Genomic DNA, 26548 nt, shown 5'->3' on the forward strand with positions numbered 1-26548 from the left:
ATGGCATGGTGTCACATCCCCGGCACGGACTTTCCCTCTGCGCAGGCGGCGGAGGCTTGGATCTGGGCCTCATACTCGCCGAACCCGGGTTTCACACCCGCGCCTTTGTCGAATGGGAGGTCTATCCCCGCTCCGTCCTCATCGCTGCCCAGCGCGCCGGTTATTTCGCTCCAGCGCCGATCTGGGATGATCTGCGCAGCTTCGATGCCCGCCCATTTCGCGGTGCCTTCGACATCGTGCTCGCCGGTTACCCCTGTCAGCCCTTCAGCGCGGCCGGAAAACGCGGCGGTGCCGACGATCCACGGCACCTCTGGCCAGAAGTCGCCCGCGTCATCCGGGAATGTTCCCCAGAATGGGTCTTTCTCGAAAACGTCGCCGGTCACGTCACCCTCGGCCTTGAAACCGTCCTTCGAGAGCTTTGGGGTATGGGCTACACGCCTGCGGCGGGCCTGTTCAGCGCGGCAGAAGTCGGCGCGCCGCACCAGCGGATGCGAATTTTCATCCTAGCCCACTCCGATGAGCCTGCATCCCGGCACGGATCGCTACAACCCGGCCGGGAACAGCGACTTCACCCGCAAGGCCGAGGCGCTGGCGCTGGGCATCAGGAACTGGTCGACGCCGAAAGCGACCGATGGCGCGAAGGGTGGGCCGGGTCAGAGTTATGGCTCGGGCGGGATACCGCCGCTGCCAGCGCAGGCAGCGCAATGGCAAATGCCGGTGGCCGACGATCAGGTGGACCGGCTGCGCGGCAAGATCAACAGCCGGGGCGAGCCCAAGCTATCGGCGCAGGCCCTGCAGTGGCCGACCCCGGCTGCGCAGAACTGGAAGGGCAGCAGCCCGGCCAGCGTGACACGGGCCTATGGCAAGAGCCGGATGGATATCCTGCATTATCGGGCGGAACAGGGCTTCACCCACCCGGCCCCGGCGATCACGCTGCTTGGGCTGCAACCCTCGCATCACGCCCCGATCTCGCGCCCGCTGTGGGCTTCGATGATTGCATCGCATGGGCGTGTCGTGTCGCGCAGGGTCTTGAAAGCCCGGGCGCGGCGGCGGCTGAACCCGCTGTTCGTCGGCTGGTTGATGGGTTGGCCCATCGGTCACGCGCTCTGCGCCTGCTCGGCAACGGAGTTCACCCACTGGCAGCAGCAAATGCGTGGCGCGCTCTCGCGGCTGCCCATGGCCTCGGGCCCTTGGATCTGGCGACCGGCGGTGGGGCCGGAGGGCCCAACGCAGATGAACCTTTTTGAAGGAATGCTGCCATGAGCATGCAAGGACGGATCGGGCGTGCAGGCGGCGGACGCGTGAAACGCGCGTTGGGCGTGCAGGCAATCCTGGAATGGGCATTCCGGGTGGAAAAGGCGCAACTGGAACTGCCGCAAAGGCGGGATGTCGACGGAGAAAGCCGCGGCTTCGGCATGGAATACGTGCTGATCCAGCGCGCGCGATTGGGGTGCAAAGTGGATGGCGGTGGTCATAAATCGCAGTCCTACACCCATGAGGATGCCGAGATCGTGGCCGCGACCTTGGCCGGAATGCCCGACAGCCTCGGCGGCAAACGCATGGCGATCTATGTGGCGGAGCTGGCGCGCGCAGGGATGACGCCGGATTGGATGCCCGGCGTGGTGCCGCGCTGTGTGCCGATAGAGACCAAGAGCAACCAGCATGGTCAGCGGTCTACTACGGTGGTGGTTGGCATCGAGCGCGTCCTGCATCGCGGGCGCTGGCGCAGTGTCGATGTGTTGGCCTGCCCGGTGACCTGGCGACCGCATCCCGAACAGATCGCGTCCGCGCGGCGCGGCTATGAGGACTGGTGGCAGGCGCTGGACTGGGTGCGGGATGGGCTGGTGGTGGGTGGCATGCTGCGCGAGGTCGAGGTGACGGCGGCGATGCCGAAGGTGCGGCCGTGGTCGCAAAAAATAGCACTCCGGCCTAAACAAACTGCAAACCACCATGGCGAGGAAGCAATACTCGGTTTTGCTGGCAAAATCAGCCAGCCACCTATAGCTTGAGTAAGAGTAAACGGAGTTTGGTATGCGCAGACCTATCGGAGTGGACCTTTTCGCGGGCGCAGGCGGCATGAGCTTGGGCTTCGAACAGGCAGGCTTCGATGTTGCTGCGGCAGTAGAAATTGACCCGGTTCATTGTGCCGTCCATAAGTTCAATTTCCCTCAGACGGCGGTCATCTCCCGATCAGTCGAACGGCTGTCTGGTCGAGAGATTCGGCTGGCTGCGGGGCTGGGAACACGTACGGTCGATTGCGTGTTTGGGGGCGCACCTTGCCAAGGCTTCTCACTTATCGGCCACCGGGTTCTAGATGACCCGCGGAACAGCCTTGTTCTCGAGTTCGTCCGGATCGTCAGCGAGTTGGATGCACGGACCTTTGTGTTCGAAAATGTTAAGGGTCTGACACTTGGCCACCACAGGCAGTTTCTGAACGAACTGGTCGCCGCATTTAACGCGAAAGGCTATCAGGTCCGCCTTCCTTGGCGCGTGCTGAATGCAGGCAACTTTGGCACTCCGCAATCTCGAGAGAGACTTATCTTGTTCGGCGCGAAAAAAGGCGAGGTCCTGCCTGACTACCCTGCAGCGATCACGGCAATTGCCGGTCGTAAGTCAAAAACAGACTTGAGCTCTGGACCCACCTGTGCAGATGCGCTTGGCGACCTGCCAGATGCTGAACTGTTTCCCGAACTGAACACCATTGACTCGGTCAGACCGCGTCGTTTTGGCAAGCCATCTCCCTACGCTGAAGAAATGCGTTGTCTCTCAAATGACGCTTGGCATTTCGCGCACCCACGGCAGTGGGATCCAGCGGTTCTTACTTCCAGTGCACGCACGGAGCACACCGACATTTCGCGTCGCAGATTCTCGGAAACGGCAGAGGGGGACGTCGAGCCGATCAGCCGCCTTTTCAAACTGCCTCTGGGCGGGGTCTCAAACACTCTGCGCGCCGGGACAGACGGCGCGCGCGGTGCCTTCACCAGCCCTCGCCCCATCCATTACATGTTCGACCGCTGCATCACGGTGCGCGAGATGGCCCGCCTTCATGGATTTCCGGATTGGTTTCGCTTTAATGCCACGAAATGGCATGGAGCTCGGCAGATTGGGAATGCAGTACCGCCTCCATTGGCTCGCGCAGTCGCGAGTCAGGTCATTTCTGCTTTGGGATTAACACCGTCGCGGCCCGCAGAGGCAATCGCCCTAGGTAGCCCAGCGCTGCTGGAAATGAACGTCACAAGTGCAGCCGCCCATTTTGGGGTCCATCCGCAAAAAACAAGGCGCGATCAAAAAAGCGGTGCGAAAAAGCGTAGGCAGATTGATATTGAGGCAGAACGGATTTCTGCTCGCGTGGCATATGGTTAAGTCAAATCGCTATCAGGCCTTGATCTCGAAAATCTTCTTCGACGCATATCAGCCCGGCGTTGCGGCGTTTGCATTCGAACGCACGGCGCTCGAGGATAGCGCAACGGCGCTGGGCATCCAGTTGCCTAAGAACCTTGGCGATGTGATCTACTCCGTCAGGTTTCGTACAGCCCTTCCGGACGATATTCTTGCCACCCAACCACCGGGGATGGAGTGGATCATCGAGGGTGCTGGCAGAGCGGCATATCGTTTCAAACTTGTGCGCGTTAACCGCGTGGTGCCGCGCGCAGACCTTGTACGAGTCTCAATCCCGGACGCGACACCCGAGATCATTCGCGCATATGCGCTTGATGACGAGCAGGCCTTGCTTGCGATCGTCCGCTACAATCGTCTGATCGACACTTTTCTGGGGTTAACGACCTACAGTCTTCAGAACCATCTGCGGACGACAGTCAAAGGCATCGGACAAATCGAAATCGACGAACTTTACATCGGGCTCGACAAGCGCGGCTGTCATTATGTCATTCCCGTGCAGGCGAAGGGCGGCAAGGACCAGATTGGCATTGTTCAGACGACTCAGGACATCCGCTTCGTAGAGCAAAAGTTTCCGGGGCTGAGCTGTCGGGCTATTGCTGCGCAATTCATGGATGATCAGGTGATTGCCCTGTTTGAATTGACGTTAGAGGATGATGAAATCCGCGTAGTCGAAGAACGGCACTACCGGCTAGTCCCAGCTCGCGACCTCGACCGGCAGGCCATCAAAACCTATAGGTGACCACCCCCTGGCATGGTTCCTCCCCGGCCCGGTTTGTATGCGGGGGGGCGCAGCGCAGCATTTCGCTAGCGACTGGCTTTTTCACCGGGGAATCCAGGCGGAAGCCACCTGCCGCATGATTTTGGAAAAAGCGACTCATTATCAAAGGCTTGCGGAATCACGACCTTGGCGCGCTGGATTCTTTTGCGGAATCCAGGGAATCCAGTTTGTGGAAGCCACCACGCCGGAAGCCAGCCAGCGGAAGCCAGCTTGCCATGCATCTTCAAAACAGCGGTTTGACCCGAGACGGGGAGGCATTCGCGCCTCGCCGGATCGGGTCTTCACTGGGCCGTTGGCTGCGACTCCACATCAGCTGCGCACATCGCGTGTGGCGTGCACCCGGACCCAGCGGCCTCGTCCGCGCCCGATGGCGAAGGGAGAGAAAAGCGAATGCCACTGTTGGTAGCCGAAGATCGTTTGAACCTGTGCGACGGCTTCGATGCGGCTTGACCCTTTGCGCCTTGTCCAACAACACTGATCTGATCAGACAGATGCGCCAATGCGCCAGCGGCAAAGGAATTGCGATATGACGACAGATCTTCAGGTTGTACCAGCACGACGTGGCCGGGCAGTCCGTGTGGCCAAAGGTCAGGCGATCCAGATCATCAACACCCATGGTCAGCAGGTTGTCGACACCTGGTGCTTCAATGCCGATGACCTGTCAGAGTTCATGTCGATGGAGCACCTGCACGCCAGCCTGCAAGGGATTTTCCCCGCCAAGGGCGATGGCCTTGCGACGAACCGGCGGCGGCCGATCCTGATGCTGGAGGAAGACACCTCACCCGGACGCCATGACACGATCATCGCGGCCTGCGACGTTCACCGCTATGCAGCGCTGGGCTGCCGCGACTATCACGACAACTGCACCGACAACCTGCACGCGGCCCTCGGGCAAGTGAACCTGCGTGCCCCCGACTGTCCGGCCCCGCTGAACTTGTGGATGAACATTCCGCTTGGCCCTGATGGCAAGATCATCTGGGGAGAGCCGCTCAGCAAGCCGGGGGATTACGTGATGCTGCGCGCCATGATGGATTGCATCGTGGTCATGTCAACCTGCCCGCAGGACATGATACCGATCAACGGTGCCGCGTGCCAGCCAACCGAGGTTCACTACCGACTGATCGGCTGATTGGCTGCAAGACCAGCGCGGGATCAGGCTAACCCCCGGGGCTGATGCGATAGACCCGTGCGCCGTCGCCCTCTTTCGCCGACGTCACGATCAATCCCAGCTTCTTGCCCAACGCCCCCGACATTGCGCCACGCAAGGTGTGAGGCTTCCAGCAAGTGGCTGTAATCATGGCTTCCATTGTGGCGCCTTCGGGCGCCTGAAGCAGTGAGATCAGCATCGCCTGCTTAGTCCCCGGGCGCGGCATTGGCGGTTTGGGCGAGGGAGGCTCGGCGGCATGTTTGTGGATCGCGGTCATAGTCTTGACCACGACGGGCTCGATGCCGATGGCCAGCAGCCCTGCATCGGTGACAACCAGCGTGGTGCCGTGGCCATCGCCGGTTTCCCGCCAGAGAGGATCGCCCCGGCTTGAGGGGGCGTCGACCTCCTGCAGCCAACCGTGTTCGAGCATCTTGGTAACAGACATCTTCGCCGCCGCACCGGCCAGCCCCTTGGGCAGCGGCATGGCGATGTTGTTGGCGCGCTGGGCCCCGGCGCTGAGAATGATGGTTTGAGTTTCGGTGAGTTTCGTCATGGTGCGTTCCCCTATTGGTCGTGGGTGGCGAGAAAAGCGGAGATGCGCGACAGCAGATCGCTGTGGCCGTTGGCATCGGCCCCAAGGATGGCATCGTCATCGTCGTCGGTTTCCAGATCGGCGATCTCGCGCAGCAGGGCGATGGCCGCGTCGCAGGCGGCCAGCTGTTGGGCTTCCCATGCGGCTGTGAGGACGTCCTGTTCGATCTGGTGGCGCTGGGCGGGATCAAGCGGCATGCTCGCCCTCGCTGAAGGCGCTGTCGGTGATCTGGCGCAGCAGGCTGGCGAATTGGTTCAGGGTGCCGACATCGCCCCAGTTGATCTCCTCTGGGTGGGTCTCGAAATGGTCGTCGCTGAAGGCTTTCAGGCGCTCCAACATCGCGTCGATCTGGAACTTGGTGGTCATGAAGGCGTCGAAGGCCTTGGTATTGTCGGTGGCGCGGCGGGTGGTCATGGCGTGGTCTCCGGGGGTGAGTTGCATCGTTTTCGTGTAATCACCATCGCTCTGGCGGGACGTGCAGTGTAGGCAAATACAAGCAATATCAGTGCTTTCTGATTACACTTCCGTCGCTGCTCGGCCCGCATCGGCTTGCGGCACCACGTGCACCCACTGGCAGCCAATCCACATGTAGAGATGGGCAAACTCTCGCGTCGGGCGCGTCAGGATGCGCGGGGTGCGGGGCGGGGCGAAGCAATCCAGCACCTCGGGCGTGACCTGCCTGATCTCAATGGCGCGAGGATATCCTCGGGCTTCCAGCGCGCCAGAGCGGGCAGCATGTGGACCGGGTAGACGTCGAAATGGACGTAGACATGCGCCCATTCATTGGGGCCGATCTGAATGGCGATCTGCGCGCGGGTGCTCATCTGCGTGCCTCAGATCAGACGCAAGTTGGCCAGCACTGCGCTGGCGGCGGCCAGTTGTGCGGTCAGCAGGTCGATCTTCAGGTGCGAGAACAAGTCCGAGCAATCGGCCCTGATCCCGCCCTCGCGCAGCGCGGCTTCAACGACCTCGGCCACCATGCTGGGGCGGCTGCGGTCAAGATGCGCGGGCAGCGTGGCGAGGTCGATGCGGATGGTGGTGGTGGCAATGGTCATGTCCTTGCCCTCCTTCAGCGATTGGTCGCGGCAGCGGCGCCTGCGGCATAGGCTTCGTTCAGGGCGGCGCGCATCACTCAGACGGCGACATCATGGAAATCCAACCGGTCGCGGGTCCGAGTCTCGAGTATCCGTCTCGATGAAGAAGTGCCTAGTGGCAATGTCGAGGATCAGCGCCTCGGGTGCGGCGGGTTTGGTTTCGGTCGCTTGGGTCATGATCTGGTCTCCGATCCGGGGGTGATTTCCTGATCCGAGAATCGCTCTATGCGGGAGTGTAATCAACTGAATAAGAGAACTATTTCCGTTTAATTACAATATATTGAGGTAATAAAAACGCCATGGAAGGTATGTCAGAGCGGGGATATTCCGGGCTGTCGCGCGGGGCCATTCAGAAGGCTCGCAAGGCCGGGCGGCTGGTGGTTTATGGCGACGGTGTCAACGGCAGAGTAAAAGTGGGCCGTGCGGACATGACGGACCCGGACCAGCAGCGCCGCAGCACGGGTGGCGATAGCGGTTTTTCCGGCCCAGCCGACAGTTCCTCCTATCTGAAGGCCCGGACTGCCCCGACGGTTTATCAGGCACAGGAACGCCAGTTGGCGATCCAGAAGAAGAAGGGCACGCTGATTGACCGTGCACGCGCTGAGGCGCTGGTGTTCCGCCTGACGCGTCAGGAACGCGGTGTCTGGGTGACCTGGCCCGCCCGGGTGGCGGCGCTGTTGGCGGCGGAGGTGGAAAAGCAATCAGACAAACCGGTGAAGATCGAGGCCGCGATCCTGCAAAGGGTGCTGGAAACCCATGTCAGAGAACAACTCGCTGCCCTTGCAGACCTCCGCGTCTCCCTCGGGTTTGACGGGGCCGAAGACATCCTGCGCATATGGCGCCGGGGCATGCGGCCCGACCCCAATCTGACGGTTTCAGAATGGGCAGATCAACACCGCTCGCTGTCGTCGCGCGCCAGCGCCGAACCGGGACGCTAGCCGATCTGACGATAGAGTTGGGGCCCGGCATCGCAATGACTTTCTCACCGCGTGAGTGAAGCATGACTCAGCCAGTCACATTGGCCATAACCCGAGACGGCAAGATGCCTTTCGGCTGGCGCAGCGGACATTGAAAGTTGCGGATGCCAGCCGCAAATGCCCAACACATGTCGTGGAGCATCACAAGGGGCCAATATACCAATCTGCTATCCGGAACCGGACATGCGATCAAGAAAGGCTGTGAACCGGCCGCGGTTCAAACGCGTAGCCGTGATCGCGTCTTCCGGTAAGATCGCCCTGAATGCGACGACATCGCGCGGGCGGCATTGGACAAAGCTGTCGAGATCATCCGAGAGAACGGTTGCAATTTTCGGATAGCCACCGGTGGTCTGATGATCAGACAGCAGCACGGTCGCAACTCCGTCGCCCGAGATCTGCACCGAACCGCGCATGATCGGTTCGGACGGGATCGCAAGGGCGGCGCGGGGCATGAGGACTGGTCCGCGCAACCGAAGTCCCATACGATCAAAGGCGTCGGTCAACTCAAACCTTGAACCGGTGAATGCGGCGATCGTTTCAGCGGCAAAGTAGCGATCCTGCGGACCAAGCACGCAACGCAGCAGGTGGAGCGGTCGCGCCCAGACCGGGCAGGGCATTGGGCCTTCACAATTCTCCATGACGCGCGCCTCCGTGATCGTCAGAGTTTGCCCTGTTTCAATCTTGCCGCCGCCAAAGCCAGAGGAGCCGTGGGTGGCCTGGCTGCCCAACCAGTCTTTGGCCTGAAGGATGCCTGTAAAGGTCAGATAGGTCCAGCTTCCCCATGGGCCCGGACGGATGGTCAAGGTTTGCCCGGCGCAAATGGTGATCACAGCCCACGCGCCCAGCTTGCGTTCGCCGATCTGAACGATGAACCCGCCGCCCGCGATCGCCAGCGTTACCGCGCCGCTTAGGCATTGCAGGCTCAGCCCACCCAGTGAGACTTCAATCCCGGTCTGATGCGCGGGATTGCCAAGTGCCACATTCGCAAGGGCGAAACTCTTTCGGTCCATCGGGCCTGAGGCGGGCACACCATAGCGCATCAGGCCCGGCCGACCTCCGTCTTGCACCGTGACATGCGGGCCTGCAAAGGCCACACGGAAGGTCGCCGCTGTCATCGGCTTGCCCTGTCAAACTCGGCCCGTGTGATGCGGCGAAAGCAAACCGTATCGCCGACGTCAAACAAGAAGGGGCGGACCGCATCTCCGGTCAGGATCGGGGTTGGCGAGCGTCCGATGATCCACCAACCCGTCGGCATGAGCAGCGTGGTGACAAGACATTGTGGACCTGCGATCAGCACAGACCCCGCAGCCACGCCACGCACAGCGCTTGGTTTGCGATCAAGCTGGATCACGCCGGGCACGCCACCAAGATAGGCGTATCCGGGGGCGAAACCATACATGAACACCGCGTAATCGCCGGAAAGATGGGCGCTGATCACGGCCTCGGCTGTAAGGCCAGTTTGCTGGGCCACGACGGCGAGATCGGGGGAAAGGGCGGGGTCGTAGCAGACCAGAACCTCACGTTCGTTGCCTGCGGGCCCGGTGGTGGTTTTGGTGGTCAGCAGGCGGCACAGGTGGGCGGTGACGGTTGCATGATCGGTGGTCAGGGGATCGAACTCGACCAGCAGGTTGACGAAGGCCGGAACAGCTTCACAAAAGCCCGCACAGGGGTCTGCAGCCAACGCCTGATCCAGCCGCAACACCGACATATGAGCGGCTTGGTCCAACGCTGTGCCGAACTCCACCAGCACCGCGCGCTCTGCTATCGGTCGGAAGATCGGGGCGTCTGGAGTGGGGATCATGGCTCAGGCAGGCAGAAAGGCGGCAATGGTAACGCCTGCCGCGCTAAGACGAGCGCGGATCTGCCGGGCCATTTCAACTGCGCCGGGGCTGTCGCCATGGACGCAGATCGAATGCGCGACGAGCGGGACCGGATCACACCCGTCCACTGGCATCAGGCCGGATTCCAGGAAGCCCAGCAGGCGGGCTACGGCTGCATCCGGGTCATGGATCATCGCGCCAGGTTTTGCGCGTGGCACAAGGCGACCGTCAGGCAGATAGCCACGGTCAGCGAAAATTTCTGAGAACACCGGAATAGCGACAGCGCGGGCCGCATGCTCCAGTTCCGTTCCCGAAATCGCGAGGATCGCCAGATCGGGTGATATGGCCCGCACGGCGGCGGCAATTGCGTTGGCCACGGCGCGGTCATCCCCGGCAAGATTGCCCAGCGCACCATGGGGTTTGACGTAACGCACCGAAGTTCCGGCCATCGCGGCCAAGGCCTGCAGGCTGCCGATCTGCGCCGCCACCATCCGCCCCACCTCGGCCGGCGCCATCGGGATCACCCGGCGGCCAAAGCCTGCCGGGTCGTTGTAACCCGGATGCGCGCCGACAATCACACCGTTCTCCGCTGCAAGGCGCAGGGTTCGAAACATGGTTTCAGGATCGCTCGCATGGCCACCACAGGCGATGTTGGCGCTGGTGACAAGGCCCAACATCGCAGCGTCATCGCCTATGACCCAAGGTCCAAAGCCCTCGCCCAGATCGGAATTGAGGTCGATGCGCATCATTTCGTCACTTTCCAGGTTGGCCGGTGGCGCGCGTCAGCAACGTCACGCCCGCCCCTGCCTCGGTATCATAATAGGTGAATCCGCTGCGATTGACCCTGCGCCCGCGCATCTTGACCTTCAAGCCATTTGCACGCGCCTCGGCCTCGGTCTTGTCCGCATCAGGCACTTCAAAACCGATGTGGAAAACGCCTTCACCTTTGGAGTCGAGGAACTGGCGCTGCGGGCTTGGGTCATGGCTGGGCTGGCACAGTTGAAACTGCACATTGGGCAGATTGCAGACGCGGTATTGCATGGACCTGAAGCCAGAGGAGCTGGGAACGTCGAGTTCTTCATACTCCGCCAGCGGCGGATAGCTTTCCCAAGGGCCGATACCGATGGATTCGTAGTAGGCCTGCGACCTATCAATGTCGTGGACGACGATACAAAGGTGGTGCAACTTATTGAAACGGTCGGTCTTCTTTGGCAGATTTGGCATGACCTAGCCTTTCACGGGCACAGTGTAGTTCAGCACCCGGCGACCGCCATCTGGGTAGATCGTCTCGCCGGTGAAATAGGACGCGTCGTCCGAGGCCAGAAATGCCACCACCGAAGCTATCTCCTCAGGCTGGCCAAGGCGACCCAGAGGGGTGCGCGACAGGATGGTGTCATTGCCGCCCGCGCGTTTGGTGAAAGCGCCCTCGATCATCTCGGTCGCGATCGTGCCGGGACCGACGCCGCAGACGCGGATACCATGCGGCGCGAAAGACACGGCGGCGGTCGAGGTGACCTGGTTCATCCCGCCCTTGGAAATCGCATAGGTGGCAAGGTTGGGGTTGGCGAGACCCGAGTTGATCGAGGACATGTTGACGATCACCCCGCCCTGGCCTTGCGCGATCATCTGGCGCGCGGCGGCTTGGGTGCCCAAGAACGCGCCCTTCAGGTTGATGCCAAGCACATGGTCAAATTCCTCGGGGGATATGTCGAGGTAGTCGCGCACAATCGCAATGCCCGCGTTGTTCACCATGATATCGACGCGGCCAAAGGCAGCGACGGCCGCCGCGATCAAAGCATCGACCTGCTCTTTACGGCTGACATCGGTGGGGACGGCGAGGACGCGATCAGGGCCACCCAAGGTGCCGGCCGTCTCCGTCAGCCGTGCCGCATCAATATCGCCGATCACCACCTGCGCGCCCTCACTCAGGAAACGCTCGGCGCAGGCGCGGCCAATGCCACGTGCTGCCCCTGTGATCACGGCAACCTTTCCTGAAAACCTCATCTCTGCTCTCCTTCAATAAACCACTGTCTCGATCAGCGGGCGGTTGTCCCTGATCCTGTTCCAACTGAGCGGCGCCATATCAATCGTCGCATAGCACCCGCTGATGATCCACTCTGCTACGGCCCGGCCTACAGCGGGGGCATGCATAACGCCATGGCCGGAAAATCCGGTGGCGAAGATCAGGTTGCTCAGCTGATCATGCGGGCCGACGACGCCGTTGTGATCCAGCGCGTTGACCTCGTAATGCCCGGCCCAGCTTCGCTCCAGCCGCAATTCCTCCATCGCCGGAATACGATGGGCGAGCAGCGGCCAGAACGGGTCTTGCAGCAGATCGTGGTCAGGCTCGTAATCACCCGTCGCATCGGGATCACGGTCGGCGGGGGGCTGGATGCCGCCGATAAAACCTTTGCCCTCGGGTCTGATCCAGATACCGGACCTGTCGAACAGCATCGGAAATGTCGCGCCATCGACTGGCGCACGAAAGCTGAACACAGTGCGTTTGCGGGGCGACACGGGAAGGTTGACGCCCAGCGTCGCCATCAGCCGACCCGAGGCCGCGCCCGCTGCCATAACGCAGAGGTCACAGGAGACGGTATCGCCGCTGGCAAGGCGGACGCCTGTGACGCGGTCGCCTGCGGATAAGATCGCCGTTGCTTCGGTCTCAATATACTCCACGCCCAAGGCGCGGGCGTTACTGCGGACTAGGGACAAGAGCGACCAGGCGTCAAACCAGCCCTCTCCGGTTTGACCGAAGGTGCCGATACCGATATCGTCGGTGTTCAGGTAGGGGAAGCGGATTTTGACGGCTGCAGGCGTCAGGGCTATCACATCTGCGCCCTGCGCCTGCTGCATCACTACACCTGCCATGCGGTTCGCGACCACGTCCTGCCCGCCCAAGATCAGATAGCCGTTTTCGCGGTAGCCAATGTCCGCTTGCGGGCCGAAATGCGCCTTCACATTGCGGAAGAAATCAACGCCGAACAGACTAAGCGCGATATTGGACGGTGTGCCGAACTGGGTACGGATCGAGGCGGCCGAGCGCGCGGTGGACGAAAACGCATAGGTCGCGTCTTTCTCCACAACGGTGATCCGCCCCGCAAACCCCTGTTTGCGCAGGAACCATGCCGAGAAGCTGCCCATCACAGCCCCACCAAGGATGACGACATGCCCCCCGATGACTTGCCTGTCGGTCATCTGATCACGAAAGGATTGGCGGTTTGACCCAACAGATCAATCCAGACCGTCTTGGTTTGCAGATATTCGCGGATCGCCTCTTGCCCGCTTTCACGCCCGATGCCGGATCGTTTATAGCCGCCGAACGGTGCCATGAAGCTGACCGCGCGGTAGGTGTTGACCCAGACCGTGCCCGCCTCCATCGCCGCCGAAGCCCTTAGCGCGCGGCCCATGTCGCGGGTCCATAGGCCAGCGGCAAGTCCGTAGGGGCTGTCATTGGCGATAGAGATGGCCTCGTCTTCGTCGTCGAACGGGATCACCGACAGCACCGGGCCGAACACTTCCTCGCGCGCAATCCGCATCTGGTTGTTCACACCCGTAAAGATGGTGGGTTCCACAAACCAGCCCTCGGGCTGATCGGCGGGGGTGCCGCCGCCCAAAACCGCCTCGGCCCCCTCGGCCCTGGCGATATCGAGATAGGACAAAACCTTGCCGCGTTGGGCTTTGGTGGTGATCGGGCCGACCTGCGTTTCCGCATTTGCCGGATCGCCGATCCGCGCGGTTTTCGCCAAGGCCACCAGCCCGTCGACCACCCTGTCATGCACAGAACGATGTACCAACAGCCGCGAGCCCGCGATGCAGGTCTGCCCCGAGGCCGCGAAAATCCCCGAGATCGCACCCTTCACCGCATTGTCCACGTCGGCATCGTCAAAGATGATGTTGGCGGATTTGCCGCCAAGTTCCAGCGTCACGGTTTTCAGATGTTCGGCGGCGGCTTTGTAAACTGCGATGCCACCCGGCTCGCCGCCGGTGAAGGCGATCTTCGCCACGTCAGGATGGCTGACCAAAGGCACGCCAACCTCCAGCGGCATCCCAGTGACGGTATTGACCACGCCCGCAGGAAAACCCGCTTCGGCAAACAGCTTCACAAATTCCAAAGTCGAAGCGGCTGCGTGTTCCGAGGGCTTGATCACCACAGTATTGCCCGCCGCCAACAGGGGTGCCAGCTTCCACGTCAGCAGCAAAAGCGGCGAGTTCCACGGCACAATCGCGGCAATCACCCCCAGCGGTTCGTGTCGTGTGAAGGCGAACATATTGGCCTTGTCGATTGGCAGCACAGCGCCTTCGATCTTGTCGGACAGCCCGCCGAAATAGCGATACCATTCGGGGATGTAGCGCAGTTGCGTGGTCATTTCAGACAGCAGCTTGCCGTTGTCGCGTGTCTCAATGGCCGCGAGACGATCCGCATTGGCGAAGATCAGGTCGGCGAGGCGGTTGAGCAGCTTGCCGCGCGCGGTGGCGGTCAGACCAGCCCAATCACGCGATTTGAAGGCGGCCTTCGCGGCAGCCACAGCCTTAATGACCTGATCCGGTCCATCGGCGGGGATCAAGGCCCAAGGTTTGGCGGTGAAGGGGTCGAAGGATTCGAAGGTGGCCGTAGCGGCAACCTCTACCCCCGCCACAGTGTTGCGAAAGGCGGTCAGCATGTTGCCAGCCCCAGATGCGCGCGGAAGCGGGTTTTGATGAAGGTGGCGTCGCGGGGTGGAAGAGAGCGCGGCAGGTTTTCGGCCTTGATCTTCAGCACGAACAGGCGCGGACCAGTACTGGGTTGCAGCAAATCGGCGCAAAGTGCGTCAACTTCGCCCAAATCACGCAACTCCCGCGCTTGGGTGAACCCGCAGGCCGCAGCGATAGCGGCAAGGTTGATCCCCTTCCCAGTATGGCTTTGCTGCATCCCGGTTTCGCCGAAATGCTGGTTGTCCAGCACGATGACGTCGAGGTTGTCGGGGGCTGCGACCGCAATCGTCGCCATTGCGCCGAAGGCCATCAACTGCTCACCATCGCCGGTAATCACCATCACCCGCTTGCCCGGTTGGGCTTGTGCAATGCCAAGCCCGACCAAAGCAGCACCTCCCATTGCGCCCCAAAGGTAGTAATTCCCGGCCACATCGCCCGCCGCATGCACGTCATAACTGGGCGAGCCAAGGCCCGTGACCACCAGCGCGCCATCCCGCGCCGCCAGCAGTTTCGCCACGGCAACCCTGCGGTCCATCGCCCTATCCATCCCGCTCACCATTTCTTTTTGCCCAGCAAACGCTGCCCGATCAGCACAGCAATCTGCTGATCGCCATCGAACGCCATTCCCACCGCCTGCGCCACGGACTCCACCAGATCGGCCCCGGTTTCGGCGCGCAGAACCGTCACCCCGATCGCCTCCAAGGCCGCTTGCGTCGCACGGCCCATCGGCACCTGCCACGGATTGAACTCTTCCCACTCGCCGCGCATCGTCACCAGCAGCAACAGCGGCATCCGCGCCTGGACGGGCAGTGACAGCATGTTGATGCAGTTGCCAACGCCAGAGGACTGCATCAGCACGACCGAGCGCATACCGCCCAGCCACGCCCCGCAGGCTATCGCAACACCCTCTTCCTCTGTGGTCAGCACATTCGCCACCACATCGGAATCGTCACCAAACAGGCGGATCAGGGTGGAATGGCCCGCATCGGGCACGTATGATATATGGCGGATGCCTGCCGTTTTTAGCGTGTCATACAGCGCCTCGGGCCAATCCTGCGCCAGATCGCGGGTTACGGTTTCAATCGCGCCCATCGATGCGTTCTCCTTCGGGAAACTTATGCTTCCCTCTGCATAGCCTTTCACAAAACAAATAACGTCGAGCCTTTTTCTTTATCAGCTATGCCTATATTGTATCGCTATGGACGTTCCCCAACTACGCACCATTCTGCAGGTCGCCGAACTTGGCAGCCTCTCGAAGGCCGCTGATCGCCTTCGCATCGCTCAGCCTGCTTTGTCACGGCAGGTGCGTTTGCTGGAGGAAGAACTCGGTATTCGCCTGTTTGATCGGCATGGCCGGGGCATGGTGGTGACGGAAGCGGGCAAGGAAGTGCTGCGTCACGCCCAGCGCATCATGCAAGAACTCGATGAAATCCGCGCCACCGTGGCGGATGAGGATGCACCGTTGCGCGGCCAAGTTTCCATCGGGATGCCGCCCACGGTGTCGGACATCCTGTCGGTGCCCCTCGTGTCAGCGTTTCAGGTCCGCCACCCCGAGGCCAGACTTCGTATCGTCAGCGCCTATACCGGCTATCTGCTGGATTGGCTGCACCGGGGCGAGTTGGACGTGGCGATCATGTATGAAACCCGTCCGGTACGCTCCCTGCGGATGGAGCCGCTGCTGGAAGAAGTGCTGTTTCTGATCGGCCCGCCGGATTCGGGCCTTCGGCCAGATCTTCCGGTATCATTTGCGCAGGTCGCAGCGCTGAAGCTGTTCCTGCCCAGCCTCGGTCACGGCCTGCGCACGATCCTGGAGCAAAGCGCGCAGATTGCGGGCTGTCGGTTAGAGGTTCCGGTTGAGGCTGACAGCTATTCGACCTTGAAAAATCTGGTTGAGAGCGGGCACGGTTACACCATCCTGCCGCTCGCCCCGATCCACCGCGACGTCCTGGTGGGGCGATTGGTCTATGCGCCGATAGAGGGTCCGACGCCCAGCCGCCGCCTCATGCTGACCTATCCGACCGACCGCGCTACGCCACGACTGGCGCGGTTTGCGGGGAATGTGATGACTGCGACGGCTTCGGATCTGGTGCGCAGCGGGGTTTGGTCGGGGCGATTGCTGGCCGAGGGTTAGAATTTCGGCATAGCTGATCACATTCTTATGTCTTTGTCGTTATGGCCGGATCAGTCTTATCTGGGCAGGGTGGCGAAGGAGAGCTTGATGTCGGCCAGCGTTGAAACTTACCCCGAAATCCGCGAGGCGGTGGCCAAGCTGTGCGCCCGCTTTCCAGGAAGCTATTGGCGAGCCTTGGATCGCGAGATGGCCTATCCGACCGGATTCGTGAACGCGCTGACCGAGGCGGGCTGGCTTTCGATCCTGATCCCCGAGGAATATGGCGGCTCGGGTCTGCCTCTGTCGGCTGCCGCTGCGGTGTTGGAGGAAATGCAGTGCGCGGGCTGTAACAGCGGCGCGTGCCATGCGCAGATGTATACGATGGGCACCCTGCTGCGGCATGGGTCAGAGGCGCAAAAGCGGCTCTATCTGCCCCAAATCGCCAGCGGCGCGTTGCGGCTGCAAGCCTTTGGTGTCACTGAACCGAGTTCCGGGACCGACACGGGTGCTTTGAAAACCACGGCGGTTTTGCAGGGTGATAGCTATGTGGTAAACGGTCAAAAGGTCTGGACCAGCCGGGCCGAACACTCTGACCTGATGCTTCTGCTTGCCCGGACGACGCCGCTGCGCGAGGGGATGAAAAAGACCGAAGGCCTCTCGGTGCTGCTGGTCGATATGCGGCAGGCTTTGGGCAATGGCCTGACCATTCGCCCGATCCGGACCATGATGAACCACGCCACCACCGAAGTTTTCTTCGACAACCTGCGGGTTCCGGCGGAAAATCTTATTGGCGATGAGGGTAAGGGTTTCCGCTATATCCTGTCGGGCATGAACGCCGAACGCATCCTGATCGCCGCTGAATGTGTCGGTGATGCCAAGTGGTTCACCGAAAAATCCACCGCCTATGCCAGGGATCGCCACGTCTTTGGCCGCGCCATCGGCCAGAACCAGGGCGTCCAGTTCCCCATCGCCCGTGCCTACGCCAATATGCGCGCCGCCGAGTTGATGGTGCGCGAGGCTTTGCGGCTGTACGAAGCGGGCGAAAACCCCGGTGCCGAGGCGAACATGGCGAAAATGCTCGCCGCCGATGCCAGTTTCGAGGCCGCGAATGTCTGTATCCAAACCCACGGCGGCTTCGGTTTTGCCGAGGAATACGACGTAGAGCGCAAGTTCCGCGAAACCCGGCTGTATCAGGTCGCCCCAATCTCGACCAACCTGATCCTGTCCTATCTGGCCGAGCATGTGCTTGGTCTGCCCCGCAGCTATTGAGGCGCGCCCATGAATATCCTGATCGTCTATGCCCATCCCGAGCCAACCTCGTTCAACGGCGCGATGAAGGATCTGGCGGTACAAACTCTGGGTGGGCTTGGCCACAGCGTCACCGTCTCGGACCTTTATGCGATGGGTTGGAATGCCGTCGCGGGCCCGGCGGACATCAGCGGTCCGCTGTCTGACACGTCCCGATTCAGCGTTGCGCGCGAACAGACCGTGGCCATCGAAAATGGCACCATCGCCGCCGACATCGCCGCTGAGCAGGCGAAACTTGCTGCCGCCGATCTGCTGATCCTGCAATTTCCGGTCTGGTGGTTCGGGATGCCCGCCGTTCTGAAGGGCTGGGCTGACCGGGTGTTTGCGCGCGGCTTTGCTTACCTCCCGGGGCTTAAATATGACACCGGCATGTTCAAGGGCAAACGCGCGCTGGTGGTGGCGACCACCGGAACCTCGGCGGACACCTATGCGCCCGATGGCATCGACGGCGATATTCTGGCGGTGCTTTGGCCTATCCACAACGGCTTGCTGCGCTACACCGGTTTCGATGTGCTGCCACCCTGCATGGCCTATATGCCGGGGCGCGAAGATGATGCCACCCGTGCGGCGCAGTTGGAAGCGTATCGCCAACGCTTGCTGTATCTCGATCAAACCGCACCGCTGTTCTTTCATCCGTCCGAAGATTACGGTCCGGATGAACGCCTGAAACCCGGCGTGTCGGCGCGGTCAGCGGTGCAGCGCAATGTCTGACGGCGCTTTGTCGGGCCTGTTGGTGGTGGCACTGGAACAGGCGGTCGCCGCACCACTTTGCACGGTGCGGCTGGCCGATGCGGGTGCGCGGGTGATCAAGATTGAACGATTCGAGGGTGAAACCGCACGGCATTACGATGCGGCGGTGAAGGGCACCTCTGCCTATTTTTCCTGGCTCAATCGCGGCAAGGAAAGCGCCGTTCTGGATCTGAAAGCGCCCGAAGACATGGCGCTGTTCCGCCGCGTGCTGGCGCAGGCCGACGTGCTGGTGCAAAATCTGATCCCAGGTGCCATGGCGCGCATGGGCCTGTCCGACGCAGACCTTGCCCGCGATTTCCCCAAGCTGATCGCAGTTTCGATCGTCGGCTACGGGCAGGACACGCCATCAGCCGCGATGCGCGCCTATGACATGCTGGTACAGGCCGAAAGCGGCATTTGCGCTGTGACAGGCACGCCCGAGGTGCCCACGAAGATCGGCGTTTCAGCGGCGGATATTGCCACCGGAATGAACGCCCATGCCGCCATTCTAGAGGCGCTGATTGCGCGGGGGCGCAGCGGGCGTGGCGCGCAGATCGAGATTGCGATGTTCGACAGCATGGCAGACTGGATGGCAGTTCCCCTGCTGCACTATGAACATGCAGGGCGCGAAACCGCGCGCTTTGGCCTGTCGCATGCCAGCATCTACCCCTATCGCCCTTTCAGTTGCGCCGATGGCACCGTGATCGTCGCGGTGCAGAACAATGGCGAATGGGCGAGGTTTTGCGCGGGCGTTCTGCTCCGCCCCGATCTGACAGCACATCCCGATTACACAACCAACGCACTGCGGGTGGCGAACCGAACGGCGCTGGACCTTCAGATGGAGCCGATCCTGAACGCCCTGACCAGCGCCGAGGCCATCGCCCGGCTGGAAGCGGCGAGCATCGCCTGGGGCCGCTATACCGCCGTCCGCGATCTCGGCGCGCATCCGGCGCTGCGCCGGGTTGACGTCACGCTGCCCGATGGTCAAAGCATCACCCTGCCCCGCCCCGCCGGGCGCAACCCCGGCTTTCGCCCCGGCCCGGTCCCGGCCCTCGGCAGCAGCAGCACAAGCTTGCGCGCGGAGTTCGGCGGATGAGCGATACCCCGGACCTGACCGCATGGATCGGCCGCGCAGAAACCGCCACTGACCTGATCACCCCGCGCCTGCTGGCAAGTTTTGCGGCGATGCTGACCCCGCATCTGGCACCGGGTCTGGCAACGGGTCTGGTTGTGCCACCGGGCCTGCATTGGTGCCTCGCCCCCCAGATCGCACCTGCGGCCCAGCTTGGACAAGACGGGCATCCGGTCATGGGGAGCTTTCTGCCACCTGTGCCATATCCGCGCCGGATGTGGGCAGGCGGATCGCTGGAGCATGTGTCGCCGCTGCTGCCCGGCGACACGGTGCACAAAGTCTCGACCATCGAGAGTATTCGCTTCAAGAGCGGCAGCACCGGCCCGCTTTGCTTCGTGATTGTCGCACACGACTTCCACAGCCCACGCGGCCTGGCGCTGCGCGAGCGTCAAACCCTCGTCTACCTTCCTGCAGCGACCGGGTTGCTGCCGAAACCCGCCCCCGCGCCCGCGCAAACCTTCGACCTTGACTGGCGGGTGAAAATCGACCCGGCTCTTCTGTTTCGTTATTCTGCACTGACCTTCAACGGTCACCGCATCCATTACGACCTGCCCTATGCCAAGACGGTGGAGCATTATGACGGGCTGGTGATCCACGGCCCCCTGCAAGCCACGCTGCTTTGGAACATCGCCGGCGCCTTGCATTGCACGGCCCCGCGCCACTTTGAATTTCGCGGCGTAAGCCCGGCGGTCGGGCCGCAGGTGATGCGATTTAGGGCAAGGGCCTCCACCAATGGCGCCGAACTGATGGCGCTGGATCAGGCGGGCGTGATCACCATGACGGCAAGCGCGGCATGGTAGCGTACCGCCCCACCCTCGCCCCACTGTTCGTGCCAGCCAACCGGCCCGACCGCATCGCAAAGGCCGTCCGCAGCGGGACCGATGCCATCATCGTCGATCTGGAAGACTCGGTGCCGCCGTCAGAGAAGGACGCGGCCCGCCACGGCCTTTCCGATTATCTCGCCGATTGCCCGGTGCCGGTCTGGCTGCGGATCAACGCCTGTGGCACCCTTTGGTGGGAGCAAGACCTTGAGGCCGCCCGCGCCTTGCCGCTTGCGGGCCTGATGCTGCCCAAAGCTGAATACCCTGTGAATGTACCGCTTTTGGCCTCGCAGAAAGGCTCCACACTGCCGATCATTCTTTTGATCGAAACCGCGCGTGGCCTTGCCAATATCGCGGCCATTTGTGCTGTTCCGCATATCGCGCAACTGGCCTTCGGCTCAGTCGATTTCGCGCTGGATCTGGGCTGTGCACATGAACGCGATGCTCTGTTGCTGGCGCGTAGCGCCATGGTGTTTCAAAGCCGCCTCGCCGGGTTGCCGCCGCCGCTTGATGGTGTGACGACCAAGATCGCCGACCTTACGGTTTTGTCAGGCGATTGCCGCCACGCTTGTGCCTTGGGCTTCGGTGGCAAAATGGCCATCCACCCCACCCAGATCTCCACCATCAGATCCGCATTCCTGCCCTCCGAGACGGAAATCCGTTGGGCGGAACGGGTGATTGAGGCGGACGCCCAAAGGGGCGGCAAAGCGACGCAAGTCGACGGACAGATGATCGACAAACCGATGGTCGAACGCGCCCGCCAAATTCTGGTGAAATCCAGGCAGTTCATGTTTCTCGAAAGCAATTTATTCGACAAATAGCAAACCGCCCGGTTAGATGGCTCGGCAACCCCCGTACCTTCGCGGTTGAAATCATCCTGGACTTCAGAAGCCGGAATGCCCGTCCGCCGCCGTGGAAAGGGTCGGCGACCCGGTAACTTTCAAAGGTATCAGCTTTCTTGCTTCGTCGGTCAATCGTCCCGAAAAGCCCGCATCCAGCCGCAGGTGCCCGACCAAAAGCCGAAAAAACACTGGCGCATAGATCATATCGGACACCACTTCGATATTCGTCGGGTCCTCGATTTCGCCGTGTGCCTGTGCGGCAAGGATCAGCCGTCGGCCAGTCTCGCGGCTCGATAACATCACGCTATTGCGGAGAGCCTTTGCCATCTCGCTTTCCGGGTCGGCGGCGGCGAGAGTCAATGCAACCTGCCGCCTGCGTGTGGTGGCAAAGGCAGCCACAAGGCTGCGGAGCTGCGCTTGCAGCGCGCTGTACAGCAGGCGGCCCATCTCTAGGTCGTCGAATGAACCGTCGGCCATCAGTGCGGCCATCGCGATTTCGCTGGCATTGGCCCAATAGCGGTAGATCGTGGGCTTACCCGCGCGAGACCGGGCAGAGACAGTCTCGACAGTCAGCCTGCCGAACCCCTCAGTCATCAGAATCTCGTGAGTCGCGCGCAAAGCACGAAGGTGCGCATCCTGACTCGGCAGGCGGCCTCGCGGTTTTTGGGTTGGCTCCACATCTTGAAACAATACACCACGAGTTTTGACGTAAATAATATCGATTTAGCAAAGGGTTCATTGATGTAAGGCATCACGGCAGTCATTCCCTATATTGTCGTCACGGGCGGCGCGTCAGCTATCGCCTTTTACCAAAAAGCATTCGACGCTGAGGAAATCTTTCGCATGACAGACCCGTCGGAAGGGCGGATCAGCGGCAGCGTCGCGATGCTTGCCGGCGTGTATCCCGATTTTGGTGCGGTTATCCCCGTTACGATTGTCGGATCGGCGGTTACGCTGCATCTTGCCACGAAGACCGTCGATGCCGATCTGGACCGTGCGACCCAAGCCGGGGCGGCGATGTTGGGCCCTGCAACCGACCAGAGCTTAGGCGAGCGTACTGCGCTGGTCGTCGACCCGTTCGGCCACCGCTGGATGCTCTCGCAGACTATTGAAAATGGTCACCCCCAAAGACATGCAAGCTCGCTGAGGCGAGGAAACGGGAGCATGAAACAGGACGAGCTTGCACTGCGCGCCGCCAAAAACGCAATCAACGCAGCGATGATCAGCAATAATGTGAGGCCTATCCGTGATTGCATTACCTCGGACTGGGACCTGGTCACTCCAGAGCGTGGGCCAATTTCCGGCGAAGGTGCTCTGGGTGCGATCGGTAGTGGCGTGCTTGGACACCACATGATGGTCAAGCAGGGAGCACCTGCTCCGCGTTTACGGAGATATAGGTATTGTGACTGGGCGGGGGCAGAACACAGGCTGGTTCCGCTCAGCGCCAATCGCGGCGGTTGAATGGATCACGGACCTGTATTGCCGGATCGATGGAACTTGGCGATGCGACCTTACCACTTGCACCGCTCCCCCAATGTGTGCCACCTGAAATCTATATCGATCAGGACAGAGCGCCGATGACCCCAAGATATGCACAGCGGATGGCCAAGGTTCGGCAATCGGCAATCGGCGATCTGTTGGCACTTGGGGCCGATCCGTCGATCATTTCCTTCGGCGGCGGCTACCCCGACGCAACCCTGTTTCCAACGGATCAGTTGGACGCCATCTTCCACGACATCATCCGGACGCCCGGTGGGGCCGCAATGCAGTATGCGCCCTCGAACGGTCTGCCGCATCTGCGCGACCAGATCGCCCACCTGATGACCGTGGATGGCACGCCCTGCACCGGCGATGACGTGCTGATCCTGCAAGGCTCGCAGCAGGGTCTGGACTTTGCCGCCCGGATGCTGATTGACCCGGGCGATGTGATCGTGACCGAGGACCCGACCTTTCTGGGCGCGCTTATTGCGTTTGAACCCAGCCAGCCCCAGTATGCCGTCGTCCCGGTCGATGCCGACGGGATGCAGACCGAGCATCTCGAAGCAGTCCTGAAGGCCAACCCAAAGGCGCGGATGATCTATACGGTCCCGGATTTCCAGAATCCGACGGGCGTCACCCTGTCGTTTGCCCGCCGCAAGCAGTTGATCGCGCTGGCTAACCGCCACGGCCTGATCGTTCTGGAAGACACCCCCTATCGCCACATCCGGTTTTCCGGTCAGAATCTGCCCACCCTCAAATCGTTGGACACCGAGGGACGGGTCATTCACTTGGGCAGCTTTTCCAAGGTGCTTGTCCCTGGTCTGCGCATCGGCTGGGCCGTCGCCGCCCCTGACCTGCTGGCCCGCCTGGGCCTGCTCAAGGTCGCCGCCGACACCCAGACTTCGACGCTCAACATGGCGGCCGCCAGCCTGTTTCTCGACCGCCACGACCTGGCGGCCCATATCGCGACCTTGCAGACCGCTTATGCCTGCAAGAAGGAGGCCATGCTCGACGCGATCCGGCAGCATTTCCCGTAAGAGATCACTGTAACCGATCCCGAGGGCGGTCTTTTTATCTGGGCCACGTTCCCGGAAGGTTTTGACGCCACTGCCTTCATGCGCGACGTGGCTTTGCCGCAGGCGCGTGTGGCCTATGTCCCCGGGGCCAGCTTCTTTCCGCTGACCCCGCGTCCCAATCATGCCCGTCTGAACTTCTCGGCCCAGTCCGTGGAAAATATCCAGACCGGGATCGCCGCCTTGGGCAAAGCCCTGCACGCCCACCTTTTGTCCTGAACCAGAGGTCCCATGCCCGTCACTCTGCACACCCCACCCGCCTTTGATCTGACTCTTGCCGAAATCGCCCGCTGGGCCGCCATTCCGGTAGCGGTCGCTGTCGATCTGGGCCGGGATTCTGGCCAGATCGACCCCGCCATACGCCCGCTGCGGCCTGCGGGCCAGCAGCCCCGGCTGTTTGGTCAGGCCGTCACCGTCCGCTGCGAGGCACCTGATTTTGGTGCGGTTCTGCATGCGCTTGACGTGATACAGCGGGGGCAGGTGCTGGTGATCGACGCAGCAGGTCACCGCGATACGGCGATGATTGGCGACATTCTTTCGGGTCACCTGCGCAACAAGGGCATTGCGGGCTTGGTCTGCGACGGGGCCGTGCGCGACACAGGCACCCTCGGCGGTTGGGACGATTTTCCGGTCTTTTCGCGCTGGATCACCCCGCGCGGTCCGACCGGAGCCGACCGTGGCGCGGTCAACCTGCCCGTGGTGATCGGCGGTCGCCTCGTCTCGCCGGGCGATCTGGTGATTGGCGACGACGACGGTCTCGTATCACTGTCGTCCCGGATCGTCAGAACCCGCATCGCGGATGCGGAAGCCAAACTTTTCCGCGAAAGCGACTGGATCAGCGCGCTTGCCTCTGGCAAATCGGCGGCCGAGGTCTTTGGCCTCGCGCCGAATGTCCAGCCTTGAGCGACCCGCAGCATCGACAGCTCGCTGTCACAGCAGGGCGCTGCCTTGAAACGGGTTCACACCATGGCCAGTGCAACCGGTTCCGGTGACAGGATTTCGCCCGCGTCAAACAGTAGATCTTCCCGAAACTGATCAGCCACAAGCTGCACGCCGACAGGGCTTGACCCTGCATATCCTGTTGCAACCGTAAGACCGGGCAGGCCCATGAAGGGGGTGGCGATCATCGGCAGTTGCGCTTCCAGCACGGCGTCGAACGAGGCGGACGAGGCGACGTCAAGGTGATTAATGAAGGGCAATTCTCCCGATACCGGGCACAGGACCAGCGGCCACTCCGCCAGAAATGTCCGCCACAAGCGGGTAAGCCTCGCGCGGGCCCTTAGCGTGGACATAAGTCCGTGCAGGTCGATTTCCGAGCAGTGGCGCATCAACTGGCTGTAAACGAAATTTGCGTCCGGATCGTTTTCGGCGCGCAAGGCTGCCCCGGCGTCTTGCCGGAACTCGGCCATCCACAGGCGCAACTGCATCTCCATTGCCTCGCGCAGCGGCGGCGGTTGCACCTCTTCCACTTGATAGCCAGCGTCCCTTAGCTTCGCCGCCGCGGCACGCAGGGCATCCCGGACGGGCTGGGCAACCGACATGCCATCGGGCGCTTCGGCATAAGCAACTTTGCGGGACACTTCTGCGCCCCGCAGTGGCATCGGTTGCCACCAAGGATCCCGCATGTCACGCGCGGCCATGGCGGCCAGCGCAAGTCGCAGATCGGCAACCGACCTTGCCAAAGGGCCCGACACCGCCATCAACTGCCCGCCGATCAGCCGATCTCCGGCGGTCGCATTAAAGGCGGCGACGCGGCCCAACGAAGGACGCAGGCCGTGCACGCCACAGGCATAGGCCGGGTACCGTATCGATCCGGCAATGTCGGTTCCGTGGCCGACAGCCCCCATGCCGGACGCGACCGCAGCTCCGGCCCCGCCAGAAGACCCACCCGGCGTCAGGGTCCGGTCTCGCGGATTTGTGGTCCCGCCATGCAGGCTGTTGCGGGTGAACCAGCGCAGCGAAAATGCGGGGGTATTCGTACGACCAACGACAATCGCGCCTGCTTTGCGCAGGTTTACCACCACCGGGCTGTCAAATTCAGCGTCAAGCGTCGCCTGGGTTCGCAGACCGTTGGTAGTGGCGTATCCCGCTTGGTCGACGTTCACTTTTATCGTAACCGCAACGCCAGTCAACGGGCCCGGGGTATCTCCACGCGCCAAGGCGATGTCGGCGGCTTCTGCCGCAACAAGAGCCTGGTCATCCATGCGCTGAACAATCGCGTTTAGGGCGGGGTTGACTGCCTCAATCCGCTGCAACACGGACGAGACCGCTTCCTTCACCGAAATCTGTCGTGCAGCAACCATTGGCGCCAGCTCGCTTGCTGTCAGTGTCCATAATTCGGTCATTTGATCTTTCTGCAAACAAAGGCATCGGCCATTCGACACAAATCCGTATGGCATAAGCAGGATGACAGCTATAGCGCGACGATCAAGATGAGAGTCGCGCATCAAACTGGATGAGCAAGTGTCGTTGGTGGTGGAACGCCGGGAGGGCGTAGTCCGAGCAGGGTACCATCACCAACGATGACCAGGATTTGAGGTTTCTGGCGATCG

General features: G+C 61.8%; 32 protein-coding genes and 2 pseudogenes. 17 read left to right on the forward strand and 17 right to left on the reverse strand.

The window, feature by feature from the left end; translation table 11 throughout:
• Nucleotides 1-5: 5 nt before the first annotated feature.
• The 6 genes and pseudogenes from ACP7AP_RS19060 to ACP7AP_RS19085 form a co-directional block, all read left to right on the forward strand.
• A pseudogene (locus ACP7AP_RS19060) lies at nt 6-524 on the forward strand (DNA cytosine methyltransferase); the annotation flags it as partial.
• A complete protein-coding gene (locus ACP7AP_RS19065) occupies nt 517-1263 on the forward strand; it encodes a DNA methyltransferase (protein WP_426036682.1) in 747 nt (248 codons plus the stop codon). The pseudogene ACP7AP_RS19060 and the gene ACP7AP_RS19065, both read left to right, overlap by 8 nt.
• On the forward strand, nt 1260-2009 hold the full coding sequence (locus ACP7AP_RS19070) for a hypothetical protein (RefSeq protein ID WP_426036684.1): 750 nt from the start codon (nt 1260-1262) through the stop codon (nt 2007-2009). The genes ACP7AP_RS19065 and ACP7AP_RS19070 overlap by 4 nt, the downstream gene beginning before the upstream one ends.
• Before the next feature lie 22 nt (nt 2010-2031).
• Complete coding sequence (locus ACP7AP_RS19075) at nt 2032-3363, forward strand: DNA cytosine methyltransferase (protein ID WP_426036686.1); 1332 nt, start codon at nt 2032-2034, stop codon at nt 3361-3363.
• Nucleotides 3356-4138: an endonuclease gene (locus tag ACP7AP_RS19080; RefSeq protein ID WP_426036688.1), complete on the forward strand. Its 783-nt coding sequence runs from the start codon at nt 3356-3358 to the stop codon at nt 4136-4138. The genes ACP7AP_RS19075 and ACP7AP_RS19080 overlap by 8 nt, the downstream gene beginning before the upstream one ends.
• 565 nt (nt 4139-4703) lie before the next feature.
• Nucleotides 4704-5306 carry a DUF1989 domain-containing protein gene (locus ACP7AP_RS19085; RefSeq protein ID WP_426036690.1) on the forward strand — a complete coding sequence of 201 codons (603 nt, stop codon included), beginning with the start codon at nt 4704-4706 and terminating at the stop codon, nt 5304-5306.
• A gap of 28 nt (nt 5307-5334) precedes the next feature.
• On the opposite strand, the gene ACP7AP_RS19090 is transcribed toward ACP7AP_RS19085, so the two are convergent.
• The 6 genes from ACP7AP_RS19090 to ACP7AP_RS19115 all read right to left on the reverse strand — a co-directional run bounded on the left by ACP7AP_RS19090 (nt 5335) and on the right by ACP7AP_RS19115 (nt 7132).
• Nucleotides 5335-5877 (reverse strand): DUF3489 domain-containing protein, encoded by a 543-nt coding sequence (locus ACP7AP_RS19090; RefSeq protein WP_426036692.1) that lies wholly within the window; start codon nt 5875-5877, stop codon nt 5335-5337.
• Nucleotides 5878-5888: 11 nt separating this feature from the next.
• A complete protein-coding gene (locus ACP7AP_RS19095) occupies nt 5889-6113 on the reverse strand; it encodes a hypothetical protein (protein ID WP_426036694.1) in 225 nt (74 codons plus the stop codon).
• A complete protein-coding gene (locus ACP7AP_RS19100) occupies nt 6103-6330 on the reverse strand; it encodes a hypothetical protein (RefSeq protein WP_426036696.1) in 228 nt (75 codons plus the stop codon). Before ACP7AP_RS19100 ends, ACP7AP_RS19095 begins: the two co-directional genes overlap by 11 nt.
• Nucleotides 6331-6536: 206 nt before the next feature.
• Complete coding sequence (locus ACP7AP_RS19105; protein ID WP_426036698.1) at nt 6537-6740, reverse strand: hypothetical protein; 204 nt, start codon at nt 6738-6740, stop codon at nt 6537-6539.
• Nucleotides 6741-6749: 9 nt separating this feature from the next.
• The gene (locus ACP7AP_RS19110) at nt 6750-6971 is read right to left on the reverse strand and encodes a hypothetical protein (RefSeq protein WP_426036700.1); all 222 of its coding nucleotides are present in this window, start codon (nt 6969-6971) and stop codon (nt 6750-6752) included.
• Nucleotides 6972-7048: 77 nt separating this feature from the next.
• The gene (locus ACP7AP_RS19115) at nt 7049-7132 is read right to left on the reverse strand and encodes a DUF6900 domain-containing protein (protein WP_426036748.1); all 84 of its coding nucleotides are present in this window, start codon (nt 7130-7132) and stop codon (nt 7049-7051) included.
• 177 nt (nt 7133-7309) lie between these two features.
• Here ACP7AP_RS19115 and ACP7AP_RS19120 point away from each other — a divergent pair.
• Nucleotides 7310-7816, forward strand: a pseudogene (locus ACP7AP_RS19120) (hypothetical protein); the annotation flags it as partial.
• A 338-nt stretch (nt 7817-8154) separates the two neighbouring features.
• Here ACP7AP_RS19120 and ACP7AP_RS19125 read toward each other — a convergent pair.
• Genes ACP7AP_RS19125 through ACP7AP_RS19165 form a run of 9 tightly spaced genes read right to left on the reverse strand, consistent with a single transcriptional unit; the run spans nt 8155 to nt 15594 of the window.
• Nucleotides 8155-9102 (reverse strand): biotin-dependent carboxyltransferase family protein, encoded by a 948-nt coding sequence (locus ACP7AP_RS19125; RefSeq protein ID WP_426036702.1) that lies wholly within the window; start codon nt 9100-9102, stop codon nt 8155-8157.
• Nucleotides 9099-9788, reverse strand: a complete 690-nt coding sequence (locus ACP7AP_RS19130; RefSeq protein ID WP_426036704.1) for a 5-oxoprolinase subunit B family protein — start codon at nt 9786-9788, stop codon at nt 9099-9101. Before ACP7AP_RS19130 ends, ACP7AP_RS19125 begins: the two co-directional genes overlap by 4 nt.
• A gap of 3 nt (nt 9789-9791) precedes the next feature.
• Nucleotides 9792-10553 (reverse strand): LamB/YcsF family protein, encoded by a 762-nt coding sequence (locus tag ACP7AP_RS19135; protein WP_426036750.1) that lies wholly within the window; start codon nt 10551-10553, stop codon nt 9792-9794.
• Nucleotides 10554-10560: 7 nt separating this feature from the next.
• Nucleotides 10561-11031 (reverse strand): VOC family protein, encoded by a 471-nt coding sequence (locus ACP7AP_RS19140; RefSeq protein ID WP_426036706.1) that lies wholly within the window; start codon nt 11029-11031, stop codon nt 10561-10563.
• Between the two features lie 3 nt (nt 11032-11034).
• On the reverse strand, nt 11035-11811 hold the full coding sequence (locus ACP7AP_RS19145; protein WP_426036708.1) for an SDR family NAD(P)-dependent oxidoreductase: 777 nt from the start codon (nt 11809-11811) through the stop codon (nt 11035-11037).
• Nucleotides 11812-11823: 12 nt separating this feature from the next.
• Entirely contained in the window at nt 11824-13005 is a 1182-nt protein-coding gene (locus ACP7AP_RS19150; protein ID WP_426036710.1) for an NAD(P)/FAD-dependent oxidoreductase, read from the reverse strand.
• Complete coding sequence (locus ACP7AP_RS19155) at nt 13002-14471, reverse strand: aldehyde dehydrogenase (protein WP_426036712.1); 1470 nt, start codon at nt 14469-14471, stop codon at nt 13002-13004. The genes ACP7AP_RS19150 and ACP7AP_RS19155 overlap by 4 nt, the downstream gene beginning before the upstream one ends.
• A complete protein-coding gene (locus ACP7AP_RS19160; protein ID WP_426036714.1) occupies nt 14465-15037 on the reverse strand; it encodes a thiamine pyrophosphate-dependent enzyme in 573 nt (190 codons plus the stop codon). The genes ACP7AP_RS19155 and ACP7AP_RS19160 overlap by 7 nt, the downstream gene beginning before the upstream one ends.
• Nucleotides 15038-15054: 17 nt before the next feature.
• Nucleotides 15055-15594, reverse strand: coding sequence for a hypothetical protein (locus ACP7AP_RS19165; protein ID WP_426036716.1), 540 nt, complete (start codon nt 15592-15594; stop codon nt 15055-15057).
• A gap of 106 nt (nt 15595-15700) precedes the next feature.
• Between ACP7AP_RS19165 and ACP7AP_RS19170 the strand changes: the two genes are divergently transcribed.
• From ACP7AP_RS19170 to ACP7AP_RS19195, 6 genes are all read left to right on the forward strand, one after another.
• Complete coding sequence (locus ACP7AP_RS19170; RefSeq protein WP_426036718.1) at nt 15701-16633, forward strand: LysR family transcriptional regulator; 933 nt, start codon at nt 15701-15703, stop codon at nt 16631-16633.
• Nucleotides 16634-16720: 87 nt separating this feature from the next.
• On the forward strand, nt 16721-17881 hold the full coding sequence (locus ACP7AP_RS19175; protein WP_426036720.1) for an acyl-CoA dehydrogenase family protein: 1161 nt from the start codon (nt 16721-16723) through the stop codon (nt 17879-17881).
• Between the two features lie 9 nt (nt 17882-17890).
• Nucleotides 17891-18631, forward strand: a complete 741-nt coding sequence (locus ACP7AP_RS19180) for an NAD(P)H-dependent oxidoreductase (protein WP_426036722.1) — start codon at nt 17891-17893, stop codon at nt 18629-18631.
• Nucleotides 18624-19745, forward strand: a complete 1122-nt coding sequence (locus ACP7AP_RS19185) for a CaiB/BaiF CoA transferase family protein (protein WP_426036724.1) — start codon at nt 18624-18626, stop codon at nt 19743-19745. The genes ACP7AP_RS19180 and ACP7AP_RS19185 overlap by 8 nt, the downstream gene beginning before the upstream one ends.
• Nucleotides 19742-20581, forward strand: coding sequence for an FAS1-like dehydratase domain-containing protein (locus ACP7AP_RS19190; protein WP_426036726.1), 840 nt, complete (start codon nt 19742-19744; stop codon nt 20579-20581). Before ACP7AP_RS19185 ends, ACP7AP_RS19190 begins: the two co-directional genes overlap by 4 nt.
• Complete coding sequence (locus ACP7AP_RS19195) at nt 20575-21423, forward strand: HpcH/HpaI aldolase/citrate lyase family protein (RefSeq protein WP_426036728.1); 849 nt, start codon at nt 20575-20577, stop codon at nt 21421-21423. The genes ACP7AP_RS19190 and ACP7AP_RS19195 overlap by 7 nt, the downstream gene beginning before the upstream one ends.
• A gap of 63 nt (nt 21424-21486) precedes the next feature.
• Here the strand turns inward: ACP7AP_RS19195 and ACP7AP_RS19200 are convergent, their stop codons facing one another.
• Nucleotides 21487-22122: a TetR/AcrR family transcriptional regulator C-terminal ligand-binding domain-containing protein gene (locus tag ACP7AP_RS19200; RefSeq protein ID WP_426036752.1), complete on the reverse strand. Its 636-nt coding sequence runs from the start codon at nt 22120-22122 to the stop codon at nt 21487-21489.
• Nucleotides 22123-22215: 93 nt separating this feature from the next.
• Between ACP7AP_RS19200 and ACP7AP_RS19205 the strand changes: the two genes are divergently transcribed.
• The 4 genes from ACP7AP_RS19205 (at nt 22216) to ACP7AP_RS19220 (ending at nt 24899) form a co-directional block, all read left to right on the forward strand.
• Nucleotides 22216-22905 (forward strand): VOC family protein, encoded by a 690-nt coding sequence (locus tag ACP7AP_RS19205; RefSeq protein ID WP_426036754.1) that lies wholly within the window; start codon nt 22216-22218, stop codon nt 22903-22905.
• A gap of 140 nt (nt 22906-23045) precedes the next feature.
• Nucleotides 23046-23960 (forward strand): PLP-dependent aminotransferase family protein, encoded by a 915-nt coding sequence (locus ACP7AP_RS19210; protein WP_426036730.1) that lies wholly within the window; start codon nt 23046-23048, stop codon nt 23958-23960.
• Between the two features lie 78 nt (nt 23961-24038).
• Entirely contained in the window at nt 24039-24215 is a 177-nt protein-coding gene (locus ACP7AP_RS19215; protein WP_426036732.1) for a hypothetical protein, read from the forward strand.
• A 12-nt stretch (nt 24216-24227) separates the two neighbouring features.
• Nucleotides 24228-24899, forward strand: a complete 672-nt coding sequence (locus tag ACP7AP_RS19220) for an RraA family protein (RefSeq protein ID WP_426036734.1) — start codon at nt 24228-24230, stop codon at nt 24897-24899.
• 56 nt (nt 24900-24955) lie between these two features.
• Here ACP7AP_RS19220 and ACP7AP_RS19225 read toward each other — a convergent pair whose 3' ends face one another.
• The gene (locus tag ACP7AP_RS19225) at nt 24956-26443 is read right to left on the reverse strand and encodes an amidase (RefSeq protein WP_426036756.1); all 1488 of its coding nucleotides are present in this window, start codon (nt 26441-26443) and stop codon (nt 24956-24958) included.
• Nucleotides 26444-26548: the final 105 nt, after the last annotated feature.

Origin of the sequence: Cypionkella sp. TWP1-2-1b2 (assembly GCF_049896245.1) — a bacterium.
Lineage (GTDB): Bacteria > Pseudomonadota > Alphaproteobacteria > Rhodobacterales > Rhodobacteraceae > Cypionkella.

Bases quoted from the DNA above. Each gene is read 5' to 3' on its own strand.
- ACP7AP_RS19065 (WP_426036682.1), top strand. From the start codon at position 517: ATGAGCCTGCATCCCGGCACGGATCGCTACAACCCGGCCGGGAACAGC.
- ACP7AP_RS19070 (WP_426036684.1), top strand. From the start codon at position 1,260: ATGAGCATGCAAGGACGGATCGGGCGTGCAGGCGGCGGACGCGTGAAA.
- ACP7AP_RS19075 (WP_426036686.1), top strand. From the start codon at position 2,032: ATGCGCAGACCTATCGGAGTGGACCTTTTCGCGGGCGCAGGCGGCATG.
- ACP7AP_RS19080 (WP_426036688.1), top strand. From the start codon at position 3,356: ATGGTTAAGTCAAATCGCTATCAGGCCTTGATCTCGAAAATCTTCTTC.
- ACP7AP_RS19085 (WP_426036690.1), top strand. From the start codon at position 4,704: ATGACGACAGATCTTCAGGTTGTACCAGCACGACGTGGCCGGGCAGTC.
- ACP7AP_RS19090 (WP_426036692.1), bottom strand. From the start codon at position 5,877: ATGACGAAACTCACCGAAACTCAAACCATCATTCTCAGCGCCGGGGCC.
- ACP7AP_RS19095 (WP_426036694.1), bottom strand. From the start codon at position 6,113: ATGCCGCTTGATCCCGCCCAGCGCCACCAGATCGAACAGGACGTCCTC.
- ACP7AP_RS19100 (WP_426036696.1), bottom strand. From the start codon at position 6,330: ATGACCACCCGCCGCGCCACCGACAATACCAAGGCCTTCGACGCCTTC.
- ACP7AP_RS19105 (WP_426036698.1), bottom strand. From the start codon at position 6,740: ATGAGCACCCGCGCGCAGATCGCCATTCAGATCGGCCCCAATGAATGG.
- ACP7AP_RS19110 (WP_426036700.1), bottom strand. From the start codon at position 6,971: ATGACCATTGCCACCACCACCATCCGCATCGACCTCGCCACGCTGCCC.
- ACP7AP_RS19125 (WP_426036702.1), bottom strand. From the start codon at position 9,102: ATGACAGCGGCGACCTTCCGTGTGGCCTTTGCAGGCCCGCATGTCACG.
- ACP7AP_RS19130 (WP_426036704.1), bottom strand. From the start codon at position 9,788: ATGATCCCCACTCCAGACGCCCCGATCTTCCGACCGATAGCAGAGCGC.
- ACP7AP_RS19135 (WP_426036750.1), bottom strand. From the start codon at position 10,553: ATGCGCATCGACCTCAATTCCGATCTGGGCGAGGGCTTTGGACCTTGG.
- ACP7AP_RS19140 (WP_426036706.1), bottom strand. From the start codon at position 11,031: ATGCCAAATCTGCCAAAGAAGACCGACCGTTTCAATAAGTTGCACCAC.
- ACP7AP_RS19145 (WP_426036708.1), bottom strand. From the start codon at position 11,811: ATGAGGTTTTCAGGAAAGGTTGCCGTGATCACAGGGGCAGCACGTGGC.
- ACP7AP_RS19150 (WP_426036710.1), bottom strand. From the start codon at position 13,005: ATGACCGACAGGCAAGTCATCGGGGGGCATGTCGTCATCCTTGGTGGG.
- ACP7AP_RS19155 (WP_426036712.1), bottom strand. From the start codon at position 14,471: ATGCTGACCGCCTTTCGCAACACTGTGGCGGGGGTAGAGGTTGCCGCT.
- ACP7AP_RS19160 (WP_426036714.1), bottom strand. From the start codon at position 15,037: ATGGACCGCAGGGTTGCCGTGGCGAAACTGCTGGCGGCGCGGGATGGC.
- ACP7AP_RS19165 (WP_426036716.1), bottom strand. From the start codon at position 15,594: ATGGGCGCGATTGAAACCGTAACCCGCGATCTGGCGCAGGATTGGCCC.
- ACP7AP_RS19170 (WP_426036718.1), top strand. From the start codon at position 15,701: ATGGACGTTCCCCAACTACGCACCATTCTGCAGGTCGCCGAACTTGGC.
- ACP7AP_RS19175 (WP_426036720.1), top strand. From the start codon at position 16,721: ATGTCGGCCAGCGTTGAAACTTACCCCGAAATCCGCGAGGCGGTGGCC.
- ACP7AP_RS19180 (WP_426036722.1), top strand. From the start codon at position 17,891: ATGAATATCCTGATCGTCTATGCCCATCCCGAGCCAACCTCGTTCAAC.
- ACP7AP_RS19185 (WP_426036724.1), top strand. From the start codon at position 18,624: ATGTCTGACGGCGCTTTGTCGGGCCTGTTGGTGGTGGCACTGGAACAG.
- ACP7AP_RS19190 (WP_426036726.1), top strand. From the start codon at position 19,742: ATGAGCGATACCCCGGACCTGACCGCATGGATCGGCCGCGCAGAAACC.
- ACP7AP_RS19195 (WP_426036728.1), top strand. From the start codon at position 20,575: ATGGTAGCGTACCGCCCCACCCTCGCCCCACTGTTCGTGCCAGCCAAC.
- ACP7AP_RS19210 (WP_426036730.1), top strand. From the start codon at position 23,046: ATGGCCAAGGTTCGGCAATCGGCAATCGGCGATCTGTTGGCACTTGGG.
- ACP7AP_RS19215 (WP_426036732.1), top strand. From the start codon at position 24,039: ATGCGCGACGTGGCTTTGCCGCAGGCGCGTGTGGCCTATGTCCCCGGG.
- ACP7AP_RS19220 (WP_426036734.1), top strand. From the start codon at position 24,228: ATGCCCGTCACTCTGCACACCCCACCCGCCTTTGATCTGACTCTTGCC.
- ACP7AP_RS19225 (WP_426036756.1), bottom strand. From the start codon at position 26,443: ATGCGCGACTCTCATCTTGATCGTCGCGCTATAGCTGTCATCCTGCTT.